18 protein-coding genes are annotated in these 19967 nt (G+C 71.2%); 9 read left to right on the forward strand and 9 right to left on the reverse strand.

Features of this window, described 5'->3' with window-relative positions; translation table 11 throughout:
• Positions 1–58 precede the first annotated feature (58 nt).
• Both LJ657_RS41860 and LJ657_RS41865 read left to right on the forward strand, forming a co-directional pair.
• Complete coding sequence (locus tag LJ657_RS41860) at positions 59–1249, forward strand: macrolide family glycosyltransferase (protein ID WP_232654969.1); 1191 nt, start codon at positions 59–61, stop codon at positions 1247–1249.
• A 307-nt stretch (positions 1250–1556) separates the two neighbouring features.
• Entirely contained in the window at positions 1557–2741 is a 1185-nt protein-coding gene (locus LJ657_RS41865) for a beta-ketoacyl-[acyl-carrier-protein] synthase family protein (protein ID WP_232654943.1), read from the forward strand.
• A 28-nt stretch (positions 2742–2769) separates the two neighbouring features.
• On the opposite strand, the gene LJ657_RS41870 is transcribed toward LJ657_RS41865, so the two are convergent.
• Positions 2770–4926, reverse strand: a complete 2157-nt coding sequence (locus LJ657_RS41870; RefSeq protein WP_232654944.1) for an ATP-binding SpoIIE family protein phosphatase — start codon at positions 4924–4926, stop codon at positions 2770–2772.
• Positions 4927–5605: 679 nt separating this feature from the next.
• On the opposite strand from LJ657_RS41870, the gene LJ657_RS41875 reads away from it, so the two are divergent.
• Both LJ657_RS41875 and LJ657_RS41880 read left to right on the forward strand, forming a co-directional pair.
• On the forward strand, positions 5606–5923 hold the full coding sequence (locus LJ657_RS41875) for a helix-turn-helix domain-containing protein (RefSeq protein WP_232654945.1): 318 nt from the start codon (positions 5606–5608) through the stop codon (positions 5921–5923).
• 90 nt (positions 5924–6013) lie between these two features.
• On the forward strand, positions 6014–6484 hold the full coding sequence (locus LJ657_RS41880) for a hypothetical protein (protein ID WP_232654946.1): 471 nt from the start codon (positions 6014–6016) through the stop codon (positions 6482–6484).
• On the opposite strand, the gene LJ657_RS41885 is transcribed toward LJ657_RS41880, so the two are convergent.
• Positions 6485–7288, reverse strand: a complete 804-nt coding sequence (locus tag LJ657_RS41885; RefSeq protein WP_232654947.1) for a TrmB family transcriptional regulator — start codon at positions 7286–7288, stop codon at positions 6485–6487.
• Positions 7289–7548: 260 nt separating this feature from the next.
• Between LJ657_RS41885 and LJ657_RS41890 the strand changes: the two genes are divergently transcribed.
• Positions 7549–8796 (forward strand): S53 family peptidase, encoded by a 1248-nt coding sequence (locus tag LJ657_RS41890; RefSeq protein ID WP_232654948.1) that lies wholly within the window; start codon positions 7549–7551, stop codon positions 8794–8796.
• 107 nt (positions 8797–8903) lie between these two features.
• Here LJ657_RS41890 and LJ657_RS48405 read toward each other — a convergent pair whose 3' ends face one another.
• From LJ657_RS48405 to LJ657_RS41900, 3 genes are all read right to left on the reverse strand, one after another.
• Positions 8904–9029: a hypothetical protein gene (locus LJ657_RS48405; RefSeq protein WP_269787542.1), complete on the reverse strand. Its 126-nt coding sequence runs from the start codon at positions 9027–9029 to the stop codon at positions 8904–8906.
• 238 nt (positions 9030–9267) lie between these two features.
• Positions 9268–9999: a DUF4097 family beta strand repeat-containing protein gene (locus tag LJ657_RS41895; RefSeq protein WP_232654949.1), complete on the reverse strand. Its 732-nt coding sequence runs from the start codon at positions 9997–9999 to the stop codon at positions 9268–9270.
• A 144-nt stretch (positions 10000–10143) separates the two neighbouring features.
• Positions 10144–10902 carry a DUF4232 domain-containing protein gene (locus tag LJ657_RS41900; protein WP_232654950.1) on the reverse strand — a complete coding sequence of 253 codons (759 nt, stop codon included), beginning with the start codon at positions 10900–10902 and terminating at the stop codon, positions 10144–10146.
• A 196-nt stretch (positions 10903–11098) separates the two neighbouring features.
• Between LJ657_RS41900 and LJ657_RS41905 the strand changes: the two genes are divergently transcribed.
• The gene (locus LJ657_RS41905; protein ID WP_232654951.1) at positions 11099–12487 is read left to right on the forward strand and encodes a helix-turn-helix domain-containing protein; all 1389 of its coding nucleotides are present in this window, start codon (positions 11099–11101) and stop codon (positions 12485–12487) included.
• Positions 12488–12615: 128 nt separating this feature from the next.
• Positions 12616–13968, forward strand: a complete 1353-nt coding sequence (locus LJ657_RS41910; RefSeq protein WP_232654952.1) for a S53 family peptidase — start codon at positions 12616–12618, stop codon at positions 13966–13968.
• Between the two features lie 118 nt (positions 13969–14086).
• On the opposite strand, the gene LJ657_RS41915 is transcribed toward LJ657_RS41910, so the two are convergent.
• A complete protein-coding gene (locus tag LJ657_RS41915) occupies positions 14087–15619 on the reverse strand; it encodes a helix-turn-helix domain-containing protein (protein ID WP_232654953.1) in 1533 nt (510 codons plus the stop codon).
• A gap of 258 nt (positions 15620–15877) precedes the next feature.
• On the opposite strand from LJ657_RS41915, the gene LJ657_RS41920 reads away from it, so the two are divergent.
• Positions 15878–16426, forward strand: coding sequence for a hypothetical protein (locus LJ657_RS41920; RefSeq protein WP_232654954.1), 549 nt, complete (start codon positions 15878–15880; stop codon positions 16424–16426).
• A 108-nt stretch (positions 16427–16534) separates the two neighbouring features.
• On the opposite strand, the gene LJ657_RS41925 is transcribed toward LJ657_RS41920, so the two are convergent.
• Positions 16535–17179: a response regulator transcription factor gene (locus LJ657_RS41925; protein WP_232654955.1), complete on the reverse strand. Its 645-nt coding sequence runs from the start codon at positions 17177–17179 to the stop codon at positions 16535–16537.
• Entirely contained in the window at positions 17167–18417 is a 1251-nt protein-coding gene (locus LJ657_RS41930; RefSeq protein ID WP_232654956.1) for a sensor histidine kinase, read from the reverse strand. Before LJ657_RS41930 ends, LJ657_RS41925 begins: the two co-directional genes overlap by 13 nt.
• A 170-nt stretch (positions 18418–18587) precedes the next feature.
• On the opposite strand from LJ657_RS41930, the gene LJ657_RS41935 reads away from it, so the two are divergent.
• Positions 18588–19037, forward strand: a complete 450-nt coding sequence (locus LJ657_RS41935; protein ID WP_308117129.1) for a hypothetical protein — start codon at positions 18588–18590, stop codon at positions 19035–19037.
• 38 nt (positions 19038–19075) lie between these two features.
• Here LJ657_RS41935 and LJ657_RS41940 read toward each other — a convergent pair whose 3' ends face one another.
• A complete protein-coding gene (locus tag LJ657_RS41940; protein ID WP_232654957.1) occupies positions 19076–19876 on the reverse strand; it encodes a COG4705 family protein in 801 nt (266 codons plus the stop codon).
• Positions 19877–19967: the final 91 nt, after the last annotated feature.

The following is a 19967-nucleotide window of genomic DNA, read 5'->3' on the forward strand; positions in this document are numbered from 1 at the left end:
CGGGCGGGCTCCTCGGCGTTGCTCTGTCGTAGACCTCGCCCATATCCAAGGAAATCCGATTATGTCTCGTTCTGCTCATATCGCCATGGTCGGCACGCCTCTGGTCGGCCATGTGCTGCCCGGCCTGGAGATCATCCGTGAACTCGTGGCCCGCGGCCATCGCGTGACGTACGCCAACGCCGGCCCCCTCGCCGAGCTGGTCGCCCTCACCGGCGCCGAACCGGTCGGCATCACCTCCACTCTTCCGGTCGCCGACCACGACTGGCCGCGCACTCCCATCGCGTCCGCCTCCCGCTTCCTCGACGAGGCGATGGCCGTACTGCCCCAGCTGCATGCCGTGTACGACGACGATCCCGCCGACCTCTACCTCTACGACGTCGGCGCGTACGCGGGCCGCGCGCTGGCCGAGGCGCAGGGCCGCGGCCACGTCCAGCTCGCCGCGGCGCACGTGGCCTGGGAGGGCGCCCAGGAGGAGGTCGGCGCGGCCTTCGCCCGGCTGCCCGGAGGTTCCGAGTACCGGGCGCGGTTCGCCGCCTGGCTGAGCCGGTGCGGTGCGGTGACCACGAACGTGGAGGAGTTCACCGGCCACCCGAAGCGCGTGCTGGCCATGATCCCGCGCGCCCTGCAGCCGCATGCGGAACGTGTCGACGCCGAGGCGGTGTCGTTCGTCGGCCCGTGCTTCGGCGTCGGCCGGGAGCAGGACCGCTGGACCCGGCCGGCCGGTGCGAAGAAGGTGCTGCTGGTGTCGCTGACCGACGCGGCGCACCTCGCACCGCAGGAGATCCACCACCAGTGCGCGGCCGCGTTCACGGATCTCCCGGGCTGGCATGTGGTGCTGCAGACCGCCGGCGGCAGCGATCTGGCCGAGCGCGTCCCCCGCAACTTCGAAGTCCGGCCGTGGGAGCCGCCGTTGACCATTCTCGAGCAGGCGGACGTATGGGTGACGCACGCCGGGACGGACAGCAGCAGCCAGGGCCTGTACACCGGCGTGCCGATGATCGCGGTACCGAACGGCCCCGCCCAGTGCCTCCACGCCGACCGGCTCGTCGAACTGGGCGTCGCCCGCCGCATCGACAGCGCGGAGGTCACGGCGGCGGCGCTGCGTACCGCCCTGATGGAACTCATCGGAGATCCACAGGTCGCCGCGCGTTCGGCGTGGCTGTGGTCCGAGGTACGCGCCGAGGGCGGCACCCGGCGGGCCGCGGATCTGATCGAGGAGCAGCTGGCCGGGGACAGGGTGAGCTGCTGACGCGGGACATGTCCCCGTAGGGACCCGGGAGTTCGAACCCCGCCCGGCCGCGGCCTGCCCGCCGGTGCGTCCGACCCGGCACGGGCCGCGCCGGACCGGTTCGGTGTGCTCGGTGTCACGTGCGCCAAGAACCATCCGAGTTGTCCAGGTCACAGCGCAAATGCCCATTTGGCGTCCATGCTCGGAACGGATACCGAAGCCCGAAGTAGAGCGCAACGCCATGGATTTGGTTGCACTGGCCCGAAGTGGCGCATGACACGGCGTTCATGACGTTCTGCCTCATCTCCCCGCAGAAAGGTGCCACATCATGGCCGCTTACCTGTGCCCGCCTGCCGTGATACACGGCGAGCACGTCGTGCAGACCAGCGAGATCGTCGCCGAGGTGCGCGGTCGCCACCCGGACGCGGCGTGGGCGCCGCGGATCGACGGGATCGCGGCCAGTACGGGCATCGAAACCCGCGGGTGGATGGTGCCGCTGGAGACCGCCGTCGCGCCCGGCGACGGGAGCGGCCTCCCCGCCGCCGGTGCCGGGGCGGCCCGGGAGGCGCTGGCCGGGGACGGCTTCACCGAACAGGACGTGGACCGCGTGATCGCCGCCCTTGAGGCGATACCCGCGCCGCAGACCGTGCAGGAGCGCACCGCGCCGGCCTGGGCGGCCGTGCAGTCCTGCGGGGAGCGTGCGGCGCGGGGCGCCCTGCAGATCGCCGGGCTGGACGCCTCCGACGTCGACTGTCTGATCACCAGTCACTCCACCACCCCGGCGCTGCCGGGGCTGGACGTCTCCCTGGCCAACAGGCTCCCGCTCCGGGGCGACGCGATGCTGCTGCCGGCCACGCAGTGGGCCTGCATCGCCGGGACCCGTTCCCTGGCGCTGGCGGCGGATCTCGTGGCCGCGGATCCCGACCGGGTGGTCCTGGTCGTGATAGCGGAGGCACTGAGCACGACGTACCAGCCCGCGGACGACACGCTGGAGTCCCTGATCGTCCGCTTGCTGTTCGCGGACACCGCGGTCGCCGCGGTGGTCACGGGCCGCCCCAGGCCCGAGTCGGCGCTGCGGCTGGACGCCGCCTGGAACCACACCCTGCCCGGCACCCAGGACCTGCACCGTCTGGAGACACGGGACGACGGCACCCACTTCGTGATGGACCGGCGCGGGCCGCGCGCCGTGCAGGAGACGGTCACCGCGATGTGGGAGTGGCTGCGCGTCCGCTACCAGGACGACCCCGGCTCCTGGCACCCCGACGTCCTGCTCGCGCACCCCGGCGGGACGCGTGTGCTGGAGTACATGGAGCAGACGATGCCCGACGGATGGCCGTCGGGGCTGCTGGACTACAGCCGGGAGAGCTACACCAGCGGCAACCGGGGCGGCGCCGCCGTGTTCGACATCATGCGCAGGGCGTACGACGCCGGGCAGAAGCGGGGCAGTCGTGCCGTGCTGTACGCGGCGGCGCCGGGCCTGACCGCCACCGCCCTGGAAGGGGAGTGGCTGTAACCCGCCGCCTGGCTCGCGCGCGGCCGCGTCACCTCTCGACCGACGCCCAGACCACCTTGCCGGCGTCCGTCCACCGCACCCCCCACCGGGTGGTGAGGCCATGCACGACGTGCAGGCCACGGCCCCCGTCGTCCAAGAGCCCGCCCCGGCCGAGCCGCGGCCTGCCGTTCCCGGTGTCGCCCACCTCGCACAGCAGCCCGTGACCGGTCCTGATCAGGCGCACCGTGAGGGGTCCGCCGGCGAAGCGGACCGCGTTGGCGACCAGCTCGTCGACCACCAGCAGCACGCTGTCCCGCGTGTCGTCCCTGGTGCCCCACTGCCCCAGCAGCCCGGAGACCAGCGCGCGGGCCCGGGCCGCCGCGTCGCCGCGGGCGGGCAGCCGCCAGGTGGCGGTGTCCCCCTTGCGGTAGCCGATCATGCGCGCGAGCAGCAGGGTCACGTCGTCGCGCCGGCGCACGGGCGCCAGCGCGGAGACCACGCGCCGCGCGGCCTGCGGCAGGGCGTCCCAGGGGTGCACCGTGGACACGGCCTCCGCCAGCCTGCCGATGCCCTCGTCGATGGACAGGGCGGGATCCTCCACCAGGCCGTCGGTGTAGAGGGCGAGCAGCGAGCCCGGGGGCGCGGCGAACGCGTGCACCTCGAAGGGCTCCCGCAGCGCGAACTCGGCGCCCAGCCCGGGGTGGGGGCTGATCCCGACCGGGCCGGCGGGCCCGTCCGGGGGCACCAGGACCGGGGGGAGGTGGCCGGCGCTGGACAGCGCCACACGGTGGCTGACCGGGTCGTACACGGCGATGCAGCAGGTCGACCCGAGGGCGCTGTACCCGGCCGCCAGCCCGGACTCCGCGTCGTCCAGCAGTGACACGGTCTCGTCCAGGTGCTCCAGCACCTCGTCGGGTGCCAGCCCCGCGGACAGCAGCGCGCGGGCCTCCATGCTGAGCTGTCCCATGGTCGCCGCGGCCCCCAGGCCGTGTCCGACGACGTCACCGACCACCAGCGCGGTCCGGCCGTCCGGCAGCGGAAAGCTGTTCACCCAGTCACCGCCGACGCCCGCGCTGTCGGGGGTGGCGGGCTGGTAGACGCTGGCGGTCTCGATGGTGTCGCCGGCGGACCGGGGCAGCAGCCGGCGCTGCAACGCCAGCACCTGGGTGTGCTCGCGATGGTGCTGACGGGCCAGGTCGACGTGGTGGGAGGTCCTGGCCACCAGCTCCTGCAGGTCGAACAGCTCGCCGTCCTCGAAGGGGCGGTCCGCGCGCCGCCAGACCTCCGCCACGCCCAGGACGACGGGCGGCGTGCCGTCCAGGACCAGCGGAACGCACGCCACGGCCGCCGCCTGGTCGCCGGGCACCAGGGCACGCACCAGCCGCGTACTGCCGAGGACCCGCTCGATCGCCTCCCGGTCGGGTATGACGATGGCCTGCGCGGCGTCGTCACGCCGTATCGCCTGCGACAGCAGACGACTCGCGTCGCCGGGAAGATCACGACCCGGGGTCACATAGCCGTCGGGCCACGCCCGGTCCGGCACCAGGGCCGCCCGCCGCAGCCGGATGCGCCCCTGCGGCTGCTCGGTGACCACCTCGCCCGTCCACACGGCGAAGTCGAGGTCGATGGCGGTCACGTCCCCCCAGGCCAGCAGGGACTCCGCCAGCGACTGCGCGGTCTCGCCGATGTCCAACGAGGTGCCGATCGCGGTCTCGGCGGCGTACAGGTGCAGCCTCCTGGCCATGGCGATCACGGAGACGGTCAGGCCCTCCTGAGGCGCCGCCGCGGCCAGGATGCTCATGGAGACCACCAGCTCCGACCCGTCCGCGCGGCGCAGGCGCTGGACCCGGGCCACGTGCGGCTCACCGGTCTCGAGGACCTGCCGCAACCGCCGGGTGACCGTCGGTACGTCCCAGGGAGGCAGAAGATCGACGAAAGGGGCCCCGGTCACGGCCTCCACGCCCGTGAAGACGGGGGCGTCCAGATTGCAGCGGGTGATTCTCAGCTCCCGGTCCAGACTGACCGCACCGAGGATCTGCTCCTGCCGGCCGGGGTCCGGACCGGCCGGTACGGGCCGGCGGGCGGTGCTGTCGTCCTGCGGGTCGGCGGAACCGGCGGCCGCTGCGCCCCCTGGCATGTACTGCCCCAAAGCGCCGCTGACCATGTCGAACGGCGACGCGGAAGAAGGGGAGGGGGTGGAGTCCATGCGACTCTCTCAGCTCGCTCACCGACCCCGGCACAGCGCCGGGGCCGTACCAGAACCCGGGCGACAGGGTCCCGAGGTTCCTGACCGCACCCCTCATTCAATAACACCCCGGGCCGCTTCGCCTTCGGCGGTGGTCCTCAGGCCGTGCAACCACGCTTCGAGACCCGCGGTCGTGGTGGGCTCGACCTTCTCGAAGGCCCACAGGTGGACACCCTCGACGATGCGCAGCCCCGCAGGTGACGGCGAGCGCGGTGTTCGGGCTCGACCTGCCCAGGCTCCCCTCTGCGGGCGCTCGTGCCGCTGGGGCGGCCCGGGTGGGCGCAGCCTGCCTCCCGCAAGGGCGGGCAAGCGAAGCCCGCGCGAGCGCTGCCGCGCCCAGGTGCGTACGGAGATCGAGCGACGCGTTTGGGAACGGATCGCCACGGCGGGCTGGACGACCTGGCGGGTGCGCCGACGAACTGACCGGCGGAGAGTGGACCGGCGCAGAGCGGGCCGGCGGAGAACGGGCCGGCCCCGGAAAAAAATCTCTCCGGTTTCCCGTAATCGCCGCCGCCCACCGGACTCTCCATGGACGAAACCCCGACCGGGCCCGAACCCGCAGGAGGCACACGTCCATGCACGCCACACCCAGAGCCGGCACCGCCGGACGCGCGGCCGTCCCGGCAGGGGGGTGCACCTCGTGAGCACCCACCGCCTGGATGTCCCCCAACTCCACCACCGTCTCGACACCCGACGCCGGGAACTCGGCCTGACCTGGCGCGGTGTCGCACAACAGACACGACTCGCTCCGGCCACGTTCAGCCGGATCATCAGCGGCCGTTCACTGGAGGCCGACGCGCTCGTCACCCTCCTGGTCTGGCTCGGCCTCGACACCGGTATCGCGGCCCTGATCGAACCCGGTGGCGAACCGCTCCCCTGCCCGGACTGCGGACGGAGCTTCCAGCCGAAGCGCGACGGCAGCATGCGCGCCCACCCCTGCAAGGCAGCCACGGGCTGACGGCGGTGTCGCCTCCTGCGCAGCGCAGGCGACACCGCCCCGCACGCCCGCCCCCGTCCCCTCCCCCGCGAACGTCACCGGAGCAAGGCCATGATCCCGATCCTGCTCATCGTCAGCGTGCTGTGCCTGTCCGGGTACTCCATCGTCTACAGCATGAGCCCTCCCGACCACGCCACCGTGGCCGGCACCCGTGCTCAGGACGAGGCCGCGTTTCTCGCCGCGGAACGCGGCCGCTTCGACGAGCTCGTCGCGGATCTCGACCTCCGGATCCCGGAACGCGACCGGGTCCCGCACGACCCGACCGAGCGCCACAGCGTCAACACGATCACCAGCGACGCCCTCGACGCCCTGTATGCCGAACGCGACCTGCTGCGCGAGCAACTCGCCACCGCCGTCCAGCCGAACCTCGACGCGCTCGTCGACGCCTACGCCCACCGGGGCACGGCCGTCCAGCGGGCCCTCCGCCTGGTCGACACCGTCGTCGACGCCCCGTCCGCCGACACCGACGAGCATCGGGCCGTACGGGACCTCGCCCTCGAGATCCGTAACGCGCTCACGTGATCACGGCCCGGGCGCCGCGTCTTTCCACACCGTGTGGAAGGCGAGCCGCAGACAGGCCGCGAGGGCCGGGTGCTCGATGAAGAGGGTGGTGGTGGAACCGGCGCCGGCCACCGGGTCGGGCATGTCGCACAGGACGAGGGAGGCGTCGGCTATGACGAGTTTCAGCGGCAGTTCGGGGGCGAAGCGGGCCTCCTCCCCCGCCGCGGCGAAGCGCCGGACGTGCTCCACCGTCTCGGGGTCGTCCAGGGCGTCGTCGAGGTAGATCGCCCGGACGGTGCCGCCGGAGCTGTGGAGCCGGCGGACCACCGCGATGCCCTCGTTGTTGTCCGCGGGGGCGACGAACGGGGGTTTGCAGAAGGTGAGAAGTTCGTGCTGCGCCTGCCGCTGGATGTCGGCGAAGCGCTCGGCGATCGCCTTGGGGTCGCGCAGGATCTCGATGTAGTCCAGCGGATCGGTGTGCTCCCGCCCCAGGGACCAGAGCGGTTGCAGGACACCGGCCAGCGCCTGCGAGACCCGCTCCAGACGGTCGACGGACTCGCGTTGCAGCGCCATCAGCCGGGCGAGGGCCAACTCGGGCGTGACGGCGGAGTACGTGGCCACGCGGCCGGGGTGTGAGGTGGCCAACTGCCGTCGTACCAGGGCGTCCAGCACGTCGTAGACGCGTTGGCGCGGTACGTCGGCCTCCCGGGCGGCCTCGGCGGCCGTGTAGGAACCACGCCTGACGAGTGCCAGGTAGACCCGTGCCTCGTAGCGGGCCAGGCCCAGGGACATCAGGTCGTCGACGGTTCCGTCTTCACGCTCCATGGCTGCACAAGGTACCTGTCGGCGCAGCGGAGTTGGGGGCCAAGGTTTTACCAACCCGCGCTGTTCTCTTCGGCAAACTGTCAATAACCTCGTCAGCAGCCACCACTGACCGGGGTGGCACATCAACAGAATGCCCGAAACACGGCTCCAACCGGCCACCCCCAACGGAAACCGCTTGTCATGCACGTGACATCGAGCAGGGCGTCAGCGTTTCCGGCCGCCGGTGCGGAGCCCCCCATCCCCCCACGGAGGGCAGTTCATTGCGTTCTCATCGCAGAAGGAACCTCATACGCCGCGGCGCGCCCGCACTGCTGTCGGCAGCGGCTCTGATCACCGGCGGCCTGGCCGTCGCCTCGCAGTCCTCGGCCTTCGCCACGACGGACAGCGCGGCGCCCGCTGCCACCACGGTGCAGACGCACCGGCTGTGTTCGCAGCCGAGCAAGCCCGGCTACATGGCGTGCCAGGCGGAGGTCCGCACCGACCTCAGGTCGCAGAAGTCCCTCGGCCGCAACGACACCCCCAAGGGCTTCGGACCGGCCGACCTCCAGGCCGCGTACAACCTGCCCAAGGACGGCGGCAAGGGCGCCACGGTCGCGATCGTCGACGCGAACGACGACCCGAACGCCGAGAAGGACCTGGCGGCCTACCGCACCCAGTACGGCCTGCCGGAGTGCAGCACCGCCAACGGCTGCTTCAAGAAGACCGACCAGGACGGCGGCACCAACTACCCGGCGCCGGACGCCGGTTGGGCTGGCGAGATCTCCCTCGACGTCGACATGGTCAGCGCGGCCTGCCCGCAGTGCCACATCCTGCTCGTCGAGGCCAAGTCCGCCAACATGGACGACCTCGGCGCGGCCGTGAACCAGGCCGTCAAGCAGGGCGCCAAGTACGTCTCCAACAGCTACGGCGGCAGCGAGGAAGCCGCCGACACGACCTCGGACGACCAGTACTTCAAGCACCCCGGCGTCGCCATCACCGTGAGCTCCGGTGACAGCGGCTACGGCGTCGAGTACCCGGCCGCCTCGCAGTACGTCACCGCCGTCGGCGGCACCTCGCTCAAGAAGGACAGCAGCACCCGCGGCTGGTCCGAGTCCGTCTGGGGCAAGTCCGCCGGCGGCGACGGAGCGGGCTCGGGCTGCTCGCAGTTCGACGCCAAGCCGTCCTGGCAGAAGGACAGCGGCTGCGCCAAGCGCGCCGTCACCGACGTCGCGGCCGTCGCCGACCCGGCCACCGGGCTCGCCGTCTACGACACCTACCAGGCCAGCGGCTGGAACGTGTACGGCGGCACCAGCGCCTCCTCGCCGTTCATCGCCGGTGTGTACGCCCTCGCGGGCACTCCCGGAAACGACGTTCCGGCCGCGTACCCCTACGCCCACCCGGACAAGCTGAACGACGTCACCGATGGCGCAAACGGCTCCTGCAGCGACTACCTGTGCAAGGCGGGCAAGGGTTACGACGGCCCGACGGGCCTCGGTACCCCGAACGGTGTCGCGGCCTTCACCAAGTAGTTCGCGAAGCAGCTTCACCGAGCAGACCGAACAGCACAGCACAGACACTGCTTCGCCCCGCCGGTGATCCGGCGGGGCGAAGTGCCGCGGGCTGCCCGGTGGCCGTGCTACGCGACCTTGGGGCCGCAGCGCATGCCGATGTGGACGCAGGCCGTGCCGTCCTCCAGTGTGGAGAACACCACGGGCATGTGGTCCTCGCTGAACGCCGCGCCCACCCCGGTGCCCGCGAACACCCTGGATGCCGTTCCAGTCGTACAGGGTCCAGCCGAGGCCCCAGCCGTCCGCGCTGACGGTCCACTTGGCGGGGGAGTCGACCACCCGCTGCTGCATCACTGCGACCGTCTCCTCGCAGAGCACGCACGTGCCGTCCTGCGCCACACCGCCTTCGAGGTGGCGGCCCGACTCGCGCCCCAGGTGTACTGCCCTGTGAGGCCAGGGCCTTTCCGGCCCTGGCTCATCAGGCGGAAGGAGTCACCGGCCGGCCGCCTCCACGGTCAGGTCACCGTTCGTCGTCGAGAGGTCCAAGCGGTACTTGCCCGACGGGTCGTTCTCGAACGCCACCTTCTTGTCGCCGTGGGAGTCGTCCGCCGAGATCCGGTACTTGGCGTGCGGGGCCGTGACCGTCAGGTTGCCGCTGGTCGTGCGGGCCCTGATGTTCTGCGGGGTGGCCGTCTGGATCGTCACCTCGCCGTTGGACGTCTGTGTGTCGACGTCGCCGCCCTTGGCGTCCTTGACGTTGACGTCGCCGTTGGACGTGCGCAGTTTCACCGGGCCCGTCGCGCTGTTCACCGCGATCTCGCCGTTGCTCGTGTGCACGTCGACCCTGCCGACAGCGGTCAGTGTGAGGCTGCCGTTGGACGTGCCTCCCGTCACCGGGAGACCGGCGGGCACCTTGACGACGTAGTCGACACCGCAGTGAGCACCGCAGCCGGAGAGTGTCAGGACGCCGTTCTCGACGCTGAAGGAGGTGCCGCTCGGCTTGTCACCGCGGTAGTCGACCTTGCGGTGCACGGAGGTCGTCGAGACGTCCGCCGAGGCGTCGACCACCACTGAGCCGTCCCTGCTGTCGACACGGATCGAGGTGATCTTCTGGGACACCTTGGCGTCGTCCTCGAAGGTCTTCTGGTCGACAGCCGAGCACGCGGAGAGCCCGCCGGCGGTGAGAGCGGCCAGAGCCACTGCCGCAAGAACGCGCGTCTGCATGCCTCGCATGTAGTTCCCCCGTGTGAAGCGAATCGGATCGGTGATCAGTCACCGCGACTGTACTCAGCCACCGCCCCGCCCACGATGGGGAAAACCCCCCAATGCCGCAGCGGACTCCTCGTTCTTCGAACGCGCCCTCAGACCTCACCAGTTGACGGCGTCGTCCATCGACTGCTGCCAGTACGTGACCTTGAGCGAGTCGTCGACGTAGACGCCCTTCGCAGGCAGCGACGGGTGGGCACTCGCGCCGACGCTCCCGCTCATGGAGCGGCCCTGGAAGTAGACCCACAGGGACTTCGCGGTGTAGCCGTTCGAGCCACTGCCGTCGGTGGCGGACAGGTTCACGGAGGCGTAGCCGGACTCGCCCGGCTGGAGCGTGACGACTGCCTGCGGCTTCGAGTCCTCGATGACGGGGGGCACGGACTGGGCCTCCTCGCCGAAGCGGGCGGCCGGGTGGCCGTAGAGGTAGCAGGTCCTGCTGCCCGTGTTGGTCACCGTGAGCAGCATGTGGTTCACGGGGCGGTTCAGCGGAGCCGCGATCGTCTTGGTGTTGGACCCCTCGCAGGTGACCGGCCCTCCGGAGGAGCCGGGCGCCTTCGACGAGGACGTACGCGTGCCGGACCTCGGGGTGGTGACGGTGGCGGGCTTGGCCCCCGAGTAGCCCGAGGACGAACCCGCGGAGGAAGAGGAAGAGGAAGAGCCCGAGGAGGAGTTGGAGCCGGGCGAAGGTGTGGCGGACGAAGAAGTGCCGGCGGAAGCGGTCGCGGTCTTGCCGGCGGTCGTCGAGGCGCCTTCGGCGCGGGCACCCGTTCCGTCGTTGCACGCGGTCAGGGAGAGCGCGGCGAGAACCACGGTCGCGGTGGCGCCGACGAAACGGGTGCGGGAGGCCCTGAAGTTGAACATGTGACTGTGCCCCTTCGGTGTTCGGGTGGGGTGGTGATTGGATGACCGAAGCTTGTGAGGTGATCCGTTCCAACCGCCACGCATGGCGGGCAGTTGGGGACACTGGAACGCCGAAACGCGCTCTGCCCAGGGCGAACACAGTGCGCCTGGAACGCGCGAATGGAACGCGGGGGAATACGGAGGGGTGGGGGAACGGGTGTCGGAGGCGAGCGGGGCCGCGGAGACCGAGGCGTTCGCGCGGCAGCTGCGCGAACTAAAGGACCGCTCGGGACTGAGCTACGGGGCGCTGGCCAAGCGGCTGCACATGAGCACGTCGACGCTGCACCGCTACTGCAGCGGCGCCGCGGTGCCGATCGAGTACGCACCGGTGGAGCGCCTCGCCCGGGTCTGCCGGGCGACGCCGCAGGAACTGGTGGAGCTGCACCGGCGCTGGATCCTGGCGGACGCGGTGCGCGGTCGGAAGGCCGAACAGGCCACGGTTGAGGCCGAGGGTGAGGCCACGCGGACGGGGCCGGCCCAGAAAGCCGGTTCAGACGGTCCGCTCGCTCCGGATGATCCGGACGGTCCGGTCGATCGGGTCGATCGGGTCGGTCCGGCTGATGTGCCGGAGGCCGTGGCGCCCGAGACCGGGGGTGAGGACGATGAACCGGTCGTCGTCGATGTGCCCGGCGAGCCGGCACCGTCGCGTCGTCCCCGGCGGCTCCGCCGTCGTACCGCGCTGATCGCATCCGTCGCGATGGTCGCCGCGCTGGGAGCCGTCACGTACGCCCTGCAACCGACGACCGCCCCCGCCGGGGACACCAAGGTGCCGATCTCCACCGGCACCCGGGACGCCGGCGCCGCCGGGCAGCCCTCCCCCGCCCCGTCCACGACTTCGAGCAAGGGCGGACAGAAACCGTCCGCGTCGAGCACCGCCTCCCCCACCGGGACAACCGGGTCCGGCGCGTCGGGGGGCCGCGGGGCGCAGAGCCCGGCACCGCCCACCGGCGCCGTCCCCCTCACCGTCGGCACCCGCCCCTACGTCTACGACAGCCCGTGCAGCCAGCACTTCCTCGTCGACAGCGAGCCCGCGCAGGTCGGGCCGCCGGCGAGCGAGCCGGACGCCCCGCGCTGGGCCGCCGCGTACGGGGCGGTGTCCTCGGGCTCGCAGGAGGTCGCCCTCACCGTGCAGGGCACCGGCGCGGAGACCGTCGTACTGGAGGCACTGCACGTACGCGTCCTCACCAAGGGCGCGCCGCTCTCCTGGAACGACTACTCGATGGGTGTCGGCTGCGGCGGCGGTGTGGAGACCAAGTCCTTCGACGTCGACCTCGACGACGGCAGTCCCACGGTCACCGTCAAGGGCGGCCAGCGCGACTTCCCGTACAAGGTCAGCGAGTCCGACCCGGAGGTCTTCTACGTCGTCGCCCACACCAAGGCCCACGACGTCCGCTGGGACCTCACCCTGGACTGGTCCAGCGGCAGCCGCAGCGGCACCGTCCACATCGACAACTCCGGCACCGCGTTCCGCACCAGCGCCGACGTGAACCGCCCGGGCTACGACTACCCCCTGGGCGGCAGCGAGTGGATCAAACGGGAAAGCTGACCGGCAACCGGGAAAGTTGACGGTCAATCGGGAGGTAAAGGGTTCGGCATCGTCGATTCAACGGTCTTGAACTGTGCATGACTCATTCGATGGGATGCGCGGAGACCACTCCGAACCCTGGGGGATTCATGCACATAGCCCGCATCGGGCTGGGCGTCGCGGCTGCCACGTCCGTCGCCGCACTCGCGGTCACCGCACTGGCGACCGCCGCGCCCGCCGCCGTACCGCACACCCTGGCGGTACCGGCCGTCGCCGGGCACACCCTGGTCCACGGTGTGAGCAGCCCGCTGACCAGTGAGCAGTGCCAGACCAAGTGGCACATCAACTGCTATACCCCGCTCCAGTACCGCAAGGCGTACGACCTGAACGCCCTCTACCGCAAGGGCGTCACGGGCAAGGGCCGCACGATCGTCATCGTCGACTCTTACGGTTCCCCGACCGTCCAGCACGACCTGGACGTCTACAGCAGGCAGTTCGGTCTGCCCAGCACCAAGGTGAAGGTGGTCAAGTGGGGGCACGTCCCCGCCTTCGACCCCAAGAACACGGACATGACGGGCTGGGCCGGCGAGACCACGCTGGACGTCGAGATGGCGCACGCGGTGGCGCCCGGCGCCAAGATCGTCGTCGTCGAGACCGCGGTCTCCGAGACCGAGGGCACCACCGGTCTGCCGGAGATGATGGACGCCGAGAAGCACCTGATCGACCACAACGTCGGCGACGTCATCAGCCAGAGCTTCGGCGCCACGGAGAACACCTTCCCCGGTTTCGACAGGGGTGACTTCTCCAGCATCAAGAAGCTGCGGTACGCCTTCAAGGACGCCGACAAGAAGCACGTGACCGTGCTGGCCGCCTCCGGTGACGGCGGCGCGACCGACCTCAAGTCGGACGGCAAGACGTACTACAAGAAGCGCGTCAACTCCTGGCCCTCCTCGGACCCGCTGGTCACCTCGATCGGTGGCACCCAGCTGCACCTGAACGACGCGGGCGACCGCGTCAAGCCGGACAGCGTCTACAACGACTACGGCTCCGGCGGCGGCGGCCAGTCGCACGTCTTCACCCGCCCGTCCTTCCAGGACGGCGTGAAGAGCACGGTCGGCACCCGTCGTGGCACCCCGGACATCTCCATGACCGCGGCGGTCAACGGCGGCGCCTGGATCTACTCCAGCTACGACCCGACCGCTGTCGGCTGGGACGTCAGCGGCGGCACCAGCGAGGCCACCCCGCTCTTCTCGGGCATCGTCGCCCTCGCCGACCAGGCGGCCGGCCACCGGGTGGGCAACATCCAGAAGGCGCTGTACGACCTCTACGCCCACCACGCCAAGGCCAACGGCATCGTCGACGTCAACGACGGCACGAACAACTCCTACCAGGGTGTGACCGGCTACAAGGCGGTCAACGGCTACGACCTCGCCACCGGCGTGGGCACCGTGGACGCCCTCAAGTTCGTCCCGGCCCTCGCGAAGGCGAGCCACCGGGGCTGACACTCCCGCACCACACTGATGCACCACACGGACGGCCCGGGTCCCGCACCCGGGCCGTCCGCGTCGGATGACCTCGGTCCGCGAAGAACGGCCGAGCGCCTCGCCGAGCGCCCGCACATCAGCCCGCCGGCGCCGGTTCCCGCGCCATGAGGTCGAGGGCCCGTCGCGCGAACCACAGGTCGTGGACGGCACTCGGGGGCCGCAGCAGAGAACGTTGGAGCAGTGCTTCGCTGCGTGTCAGGCGTTTGCGGACGGCGGATGCCGAGAGGGACAGTGCCGCCGCGGTCGGGGCGATGCGTGCGTCGAGACGCAGCCAGGTGGTGAGTGTGTCGGGGACGGAGGCCGGGATTCCGGGCACGCGCAGGGGCCGGAACTGGTGTTCCGCCCACCCCGCGACCTGCGGCAGCCGGAGCAGTTCGTCCAGGGAGGAGGGAACGTCTGCGGCATCGTGTTGTGGACGGGCGGGCCTTCCGGGGGCGAGCGCGCGGAGGGCGAGGGCCAGGGCGGCCTGGTCGGCGAGTCGGTCCAGGTCCAGGTCCAGAAGCCGCTGGATGCAGGTGAGGCGTGCGGACAGTGTGTTGCGGTGGATCTTCAGGTGGGCGGTCGCGCGAGAGGAGAAGTTGAGCCACGACGCGGCCGTGGCCAGCAACTCCTTGCTGTCGGGGTCGTGATGCCGTCTGGCACGGTGGGCGTGGACCGGGGCGAGGAAGCCCTCGGCCCAGGTGACCGCGTCCGGCCCGATGGTGAGTGCCAGGTCGGGGTTGCCGGCGAACGAGGACTGCCGTTCCGCGCGGTGGCGTGCGGCGGCGAGGGCGTGGAAGGCCTGGGCGTAGCCGGTGGCGGTGTCCCGCAGCGGCAGCTCGTCGCTCACGCCGATCCAGCACCTGGCTGTCAGCGACGGGGACCTGGTCCAGTGCGGCGAAGGGTCGGGGGGTGCGTCGGGGCCCGCGGGCACGAGGACGAACATGTGGTCGCCGTAGACGGGGCAGGGAACGATCCATGCGTGCTCGGCCGTCTCGGCCAGCTCGTCCGCCACCTGGTTCCGTATGCCGGGCGGCCCTTCGATGACGTACACCCGGACCGTCCCGGGCAGCTCGGGTCGGAGTGCCCCCGCGATCTGGCGCGCGACAGTGACCTGACCGTTCATCAGAAGGCGCAGCACTGCTTCCCGCAGTCGGGCGTCGGCCCTCTGCACCCGGCGCTGCCGCTGCCAGGTGTGTTCCGTCATCCAGCCCAGACTCAGGGCGGAGGTGGCATCCGCGAGCAGGAGCCGCACGTCGAGTGCCGCCGGCTTGGGGAACACGGCGGCGAGAAGCGGCATGCAGACGCCCCGCGGGCCGTCGAGGGGAAGGATGATGCAGGTGGTCCCGTCCTGGTCGACGGCCATGGACCTCAGCCCTCGGACGGTGAGCTCTCGCACCGCGCGCCGAACCAGATCCCCTTCGGCATCGCCGAGGGGCGTTCGCGGCGGGGAGGCCACGGCACCCGAGGAGTCGACGAGAAGGACTTCGGCTCCGGCGCGGGTACCCAGCCAGCGAAGCAGCAGCGAGGTTCCGCCCTTGCGGGCCACGCGCTGCATGTTCAGCACGTCCTCGGCCCGTCGCATCCGGACGGCCGCCGCCGTGTCCGTATGCGCATCCCCACGGTGCACGTCTCTTCCCCCCGACAGACACCCGGAATCCGACAGACAGCCGGAGTCCGTCCGCCCAGGAGATTATCCAGCATTGACGGGTGCACAACACCCCCACTGTGCGGGTCTGCACCGGAACGACCGATTCACAGCGCATCGAGGTCCTTCGTGCTGTCTGCCCGCCACGTACGTTCTGCAACGCACACTCGGCAAGCCACCCCCTCTCCGAGCCGATGTCCGTGCGTTGAGCGGACGTCCGCCGTAAGGAGACCGCCACACATGCGCAAGCTCCGGAACGCCCGACGTGCCGTCGCCATGACGGCCGCCACCCTCGCCGCCCTCGGGGGCGCCACCATAGGCACCGCCGGCAGTGCCGGCGCCACCGCGCTCGACTGCGCATGGCGCCAGGTCGGCGCCAACAACGTCAACATCACCATGAACGGTGAGAAGGTGGGTTATCTGTACCAGGAGTACGACGGCTGCTACCACGTGCGGGCCCACTGGGTCTGGGACTCGTACTACCGCACCCACGCCCACTACCACACCACCGGGGCCTGGGTGAAGGTCGCCATCTTCCACGGCTTCGCGGAGCAGGAGTACGACAGCGCGGTCTCGGGTTCCACCGGGCCGGCAGAAGTCGCCGTCAACGGTGGCAACGGCATCTACTACAACGGTGCCGGCCGTTGGACCGCGGGAGTCACCATCCACACCACGTGGAGCACCAGCCCCGCTGACGCGTGGACCTACGCGGGGACCGCGACCCACAACTACCACACGGGCGACAACAACGGCTCCCCCTACGAGAGCGGGGACCGGAGCCACGGCTGATCCCGGGCACCTCAGCCCGCCCCGGGGCGCAACCCGTCCCGGGGCGGGCGTCGGGGGAGGCGGCTTGCTGCCCCGTCCCGCGGGCGCCGCACGCACCCCGCCAAGAACTCACGCCACCCCGAGAAAATGCAGCACCGCCAGCACCCGCCGGTGGTCCGCGTCCGCCTTCGGCAGGTCCAGCTTGGCGAAGATGCTGTTGATGTGTTTCGCCACCGCGCTCTCGCTGACCACGAGTTGTTCGGCGATACCCGCGTTGGACCGGCCGCCTGCCATCAGTTCCAGGACCTCGCGTTCCCGGGGGGTGAGGCGGTCCAGCGGGCCGCTGTGCCGGCGCACCAGCAGCTGGGAGACCACCTGTGGGTCGAGGGCGGTGCCGCCCTCGGCCACCCGGCGCACGGTGGCCGCGAACTCCTCGACGTCCGCGACCCGTTGCTTGAGCAGATAGCCGATGCCGGAGGTGTTGGCCGACAGCAGATCGGTGGCGTAGCGCTCCTCGACGTACTGGGACAGGAGCAGTACGGCGGTCCGCGGCCACCGGCGCTTGACGACCAGCGCGGCCCGTACGCCCTCGTCCGTGAAGCCGGGGGGCATGCGGACGTCCACCACCGCGATGTCCGGCCGGTGCTCCTCCACCGCCGCCAACAGCGCCTCCGCGTCGCCCACTTCTGCGACCACCTCGAATCCGGCCATCTCCAGGACCCTGACCACGCCGATCCGGAGCAGTACGGAATCCTCGGCGATCACGGCACGCACGGCAGCTCCACGGTGATGACGGTCGGCCCCCCGGCGGGGCTGTCGACCGCCAGCGTGCCATCGACCGACGCGACTCGCTTGGCCAGCCCCGAAAGGCCGGTTCCGCGGCCGGGTTCGGCGCCGCCCACGCCGTCGTCCCGGATGACGACGAGCAGGCTCGTCCCGGCACGCTCCACCGTGACCTCGCCCTCGGACGCCTCCGCATGCTTCACCACGTTGGTGAGCGCTTCGGAGACGACGAAGTAGGCGACGGACTCGATCGTCGGTGACAGCCGCGCCGTCAGGTCCACCGTCACCCGGACCGGGACCGGCACCCGGGCGGCGAGGCCGGAGAGCGCGGCGTCGAGGCCGCGGTCCTCCAGGACGGCCGGATGCAACCCTCGTACCAGACTGCTCAGTTCCTCGATCGCCTCCTTCGCCTCCCGGTGCGCCTCGTCGATCACTCGGCGGGCGTCCTCGGGCAGGTCACCGAGGGTGGCCTTGGCGATCCCGAGGTTGACCGCCAGCGAGACCAGCCGCTGCTGGGCGCCGTCGTGCAGGTCCCGTTCGATGCGGCGGCGTTCGGCGTCCACGACGTCCACGAGTCCGGCCCGGCTCTCGGTCAGGACCTCGACCCGGCGCGCCAGTTGCTCGGCCCGGCTGGGGCCGAGCAGGACGGTCGCCACGCGGGTGTCCAGCCGGGTGAGGGCGCCGGACAGCCAGGCCGCCAGGTCGAGGACGGCGATTCCGGCAACCGTGAGGTAGGCCGCCCAGGTCGAAGACCCGAGGTGCTGGAGGCGCCACTCCGGTGGTACGGCCCAGATCCACACGTAGGTGAAGGCGGCGGCGATCGCGACGGCCCAGGTCAGCAGCACGAGGAGCGCCCCGAGGGACAGCAACGGCCCGTACAGCCAGTGGTACAAGAGCTGCCGCCGCCCCACCGGGGACCGTAGCCACTCGGACAGCCGGGGCCGCCGTCCGCCATGGGGCGAAGGGATGTCCACGCCGAGCCGGGTGCGGAAGCGGGCGTGCTGCGCCCGGGTCAGCAGCGGCTCCATCAGCACGGCGACGGCGAGCCCCGCGACCAACGCGAGCAGGACCGCCCCCGTCGACATCGCATTGAAGACGATCAACGGCAGAGCCATGACGACCAGAACGCCGAACTGGATCAGCAGACCCGTGGCGAGGAAGGCGACCTGGCGTTGGGTCCCTCTGAACGGCCGCAGGAGCAGCCCCTGCAGACGGGTGACGGTGCGCATTGGGGAAACGCTACGGGCCCAGGTCAGAGCCGGTCCATGGTGCGAGTGCCCGGCTCGGGGTGCAACTGGTGCCACCCCCGGAACGGACCGCTGCGTTACTGACTGTGGCCGCCGTGTGGCGAAGGCTGGAGGTCGTGGAGGAGAGCCGGAAACGCGAGGAGACCGAACCGATGAGCATGCTGATGACCCGTCAGGAGCACAGGGTCACCCGCCGCGTGGCCGTACCCGGCGTCCGCCGCTGGTACCACCGCTGGCGCACGGAACATGTCCTCGTCGGCTGCGGGCTGGCCCTGCTGCCCTGGCTGCTCGTGCTGGCGAACGGCCTGCCCGGCACCGCCGTCGCCACGCACTGGAACACCGCATGGGTGGGCCTGGACGCCCTGGAGGCGACGGGCCTGATCGCCACGGGGCTGCTGGCCGCCCGCGGCCACCCTCTGCACGCGCTCACGGGCTGCGCGACCGCGACCCTGCTGGTGGCCGACGCCTGGTTCGACACCATGACGGCCGCCCCGGGCGGGGACCAGCTCTCCGCGCTCGCGATGGCGTTCGGCGCGGAGCTGCCGCTGGCGGCGTTGTGCGCGGCGCTGGCGGTGCGGGGGCTCGCCCGCCGCACCGCCTGACCGGTCCGGCGGACGGGCGTACGGACGCGCTGACGGAGTCAGGCCACGGCGTCGCCGCGGACGTCGGCGCGCGAGACCGCCAGATAGCCGACGAAGCCGAGGATGGCGACCGTCCACGACAGGGTGACCGGGCCCAGCCCGAGGTCGAGTCCGCCCCGCTGGTGGCTCATGGCCATCCAGTCGGCGACGGAGGCCCCGAGCGGACGGGTGATGACGTACGCCGACCAGAAGGCGGTCACCGCGTTCAGGCCACCCCAGCGGTGGGCGACGGCCGGGACGGCGATGGCGGCGGCGTACACGACGGCCGAGCCGAGGTAGCCGAGGCCGATCGTGGCGGTGAGGTCGCCCGCGGCGGTGCCGAGGGCGAAGGTGGCGAGGACGGCCGCCCAGTAGAAGGCCTCGCGGCGCCGGGTGTGGATGCTGTGGATGGAGAGGGTGCCCTCGCTGCGGTACCAGAGCACGAAGACGGCCGCCAGCGCGACCATGAAGAACGGCGTCGAGACCAGGTACGGCACCCCGAGGCCGACGTGCAGCACATCGGCGGCCATCGTGCCGAACACGCTGACCACTACGATCGCGGTCCAGTAGATCCAGGCGACGTACCGGCGGACGGCGAACTGCACCGCCAGGGCGGCCACGAACCCGATGCCGCCGATGCCCACCGCGGGGATCGGGCCGAGCACATGGGCCAGCCAGTCGGAGGCCGTCTCGCCCATGCCCGTGGTCAGCACCTTGATGATCCAGAAGTAGACGGTCACCTCCGGCACCTTGCTCGCCGAGTGCCGTATGCGGCCCGCGTGCTGCGCGGACCGGTCGGAGGTGAGGTGATCTGTCGTCATGGCAGGCACGATGACATGGCGAACAGCCGTCACCACAGGCCCCTTTGCCAGACTTTTGGCGCTTGTAGTGCACGAGTTGCCCGAGGCATGT

Origin of the sequence: Streptomyces guryensis (assembly GCF_021261325.1) — a bacterium.
GTDB lineage: Bacteria > Actinomycetota > Actinomycetes > Streptomycetales > Streptomycetaceae > Streptomyces > Streptomyces guryensis.

Coding starts and splice junctions, on each gene's coding strand:
- LJ657_RS41895 (WP_232654949.1), bottom strand. CDS start 9,999: ATGCAGACGCGCGTTCTTGCGGCAGTGGCTCTGGCCGCTCTCACCGCC.
- LJ657_RS41870 (WP_232654944.1), bottom strand. CDS start 4,926: ATGGACTCCACCCCCTCCCCTTCTTCCGCGTCGCCGTTCGACATGGTC.
- LJ657_RS41885 (WP_232654947.1), bottom strand. CDS start 7,288: ATGGAGCGTGAAGACGGAACCGTCGACGACCTGATGTCCCTGGGCCTG.
- LJ657_RS41880 (WP_232654946.1), top strand. CDS start 6,014: ATGATCCCGATCCTGCTCATCGTCAGCGTGCTGTGCCTGTCCGGGTAC.
- LJ657_RS41900 (WP_232654950.1), bottom strand. CDS start 10,902: ATGTTCAACTTCAGGGCCTCCCGCACCCGTTTCGTCGGCGCCACCGCG.
- LJ657_RS41910 (WP_232654952.1), top strand. CDS start 12,616: ATGCACATAGCCCGCATCGGGCTGGGCGTCGCGGCTGCCACGTCCGTC.
- LJ657_RS41920 (WP_232654954.1), top strand. CDS start 15,878: ATGCGCAAGCTCCGGAACGCCCGACGTGCCGTCGCCATGACGGCCGCC.
- LJ657_RS41935 (WP_308117129.1), top strand. CDS start 18,588: ATGAGCATGCTGATGACCCGTCAGGAGCACAGGGTCACCCGCCGCGTG.
- LJ657_RS41940 (WP_232654957.1), bottom strand. CDS start 19,876: ATGACGACAGATCACCTCACCTCCGACCGGTCCGCGCAGCACGCGGGC.
- LJ657_RS41930 (WP_232654956.1), bottom strand. CDS start 18,417: ATGCGCACCGTCACCCGTCTGCAGGGGCTGCTCCTGCGGCCGTTCAGA.
- LJ657_RS41865 (WP_232654943.1), top strand. CDS start 1,557: ATGGCCGCTTACCTGTGCCCGCCTGCCGTGATACACGGCGAGCACGTC.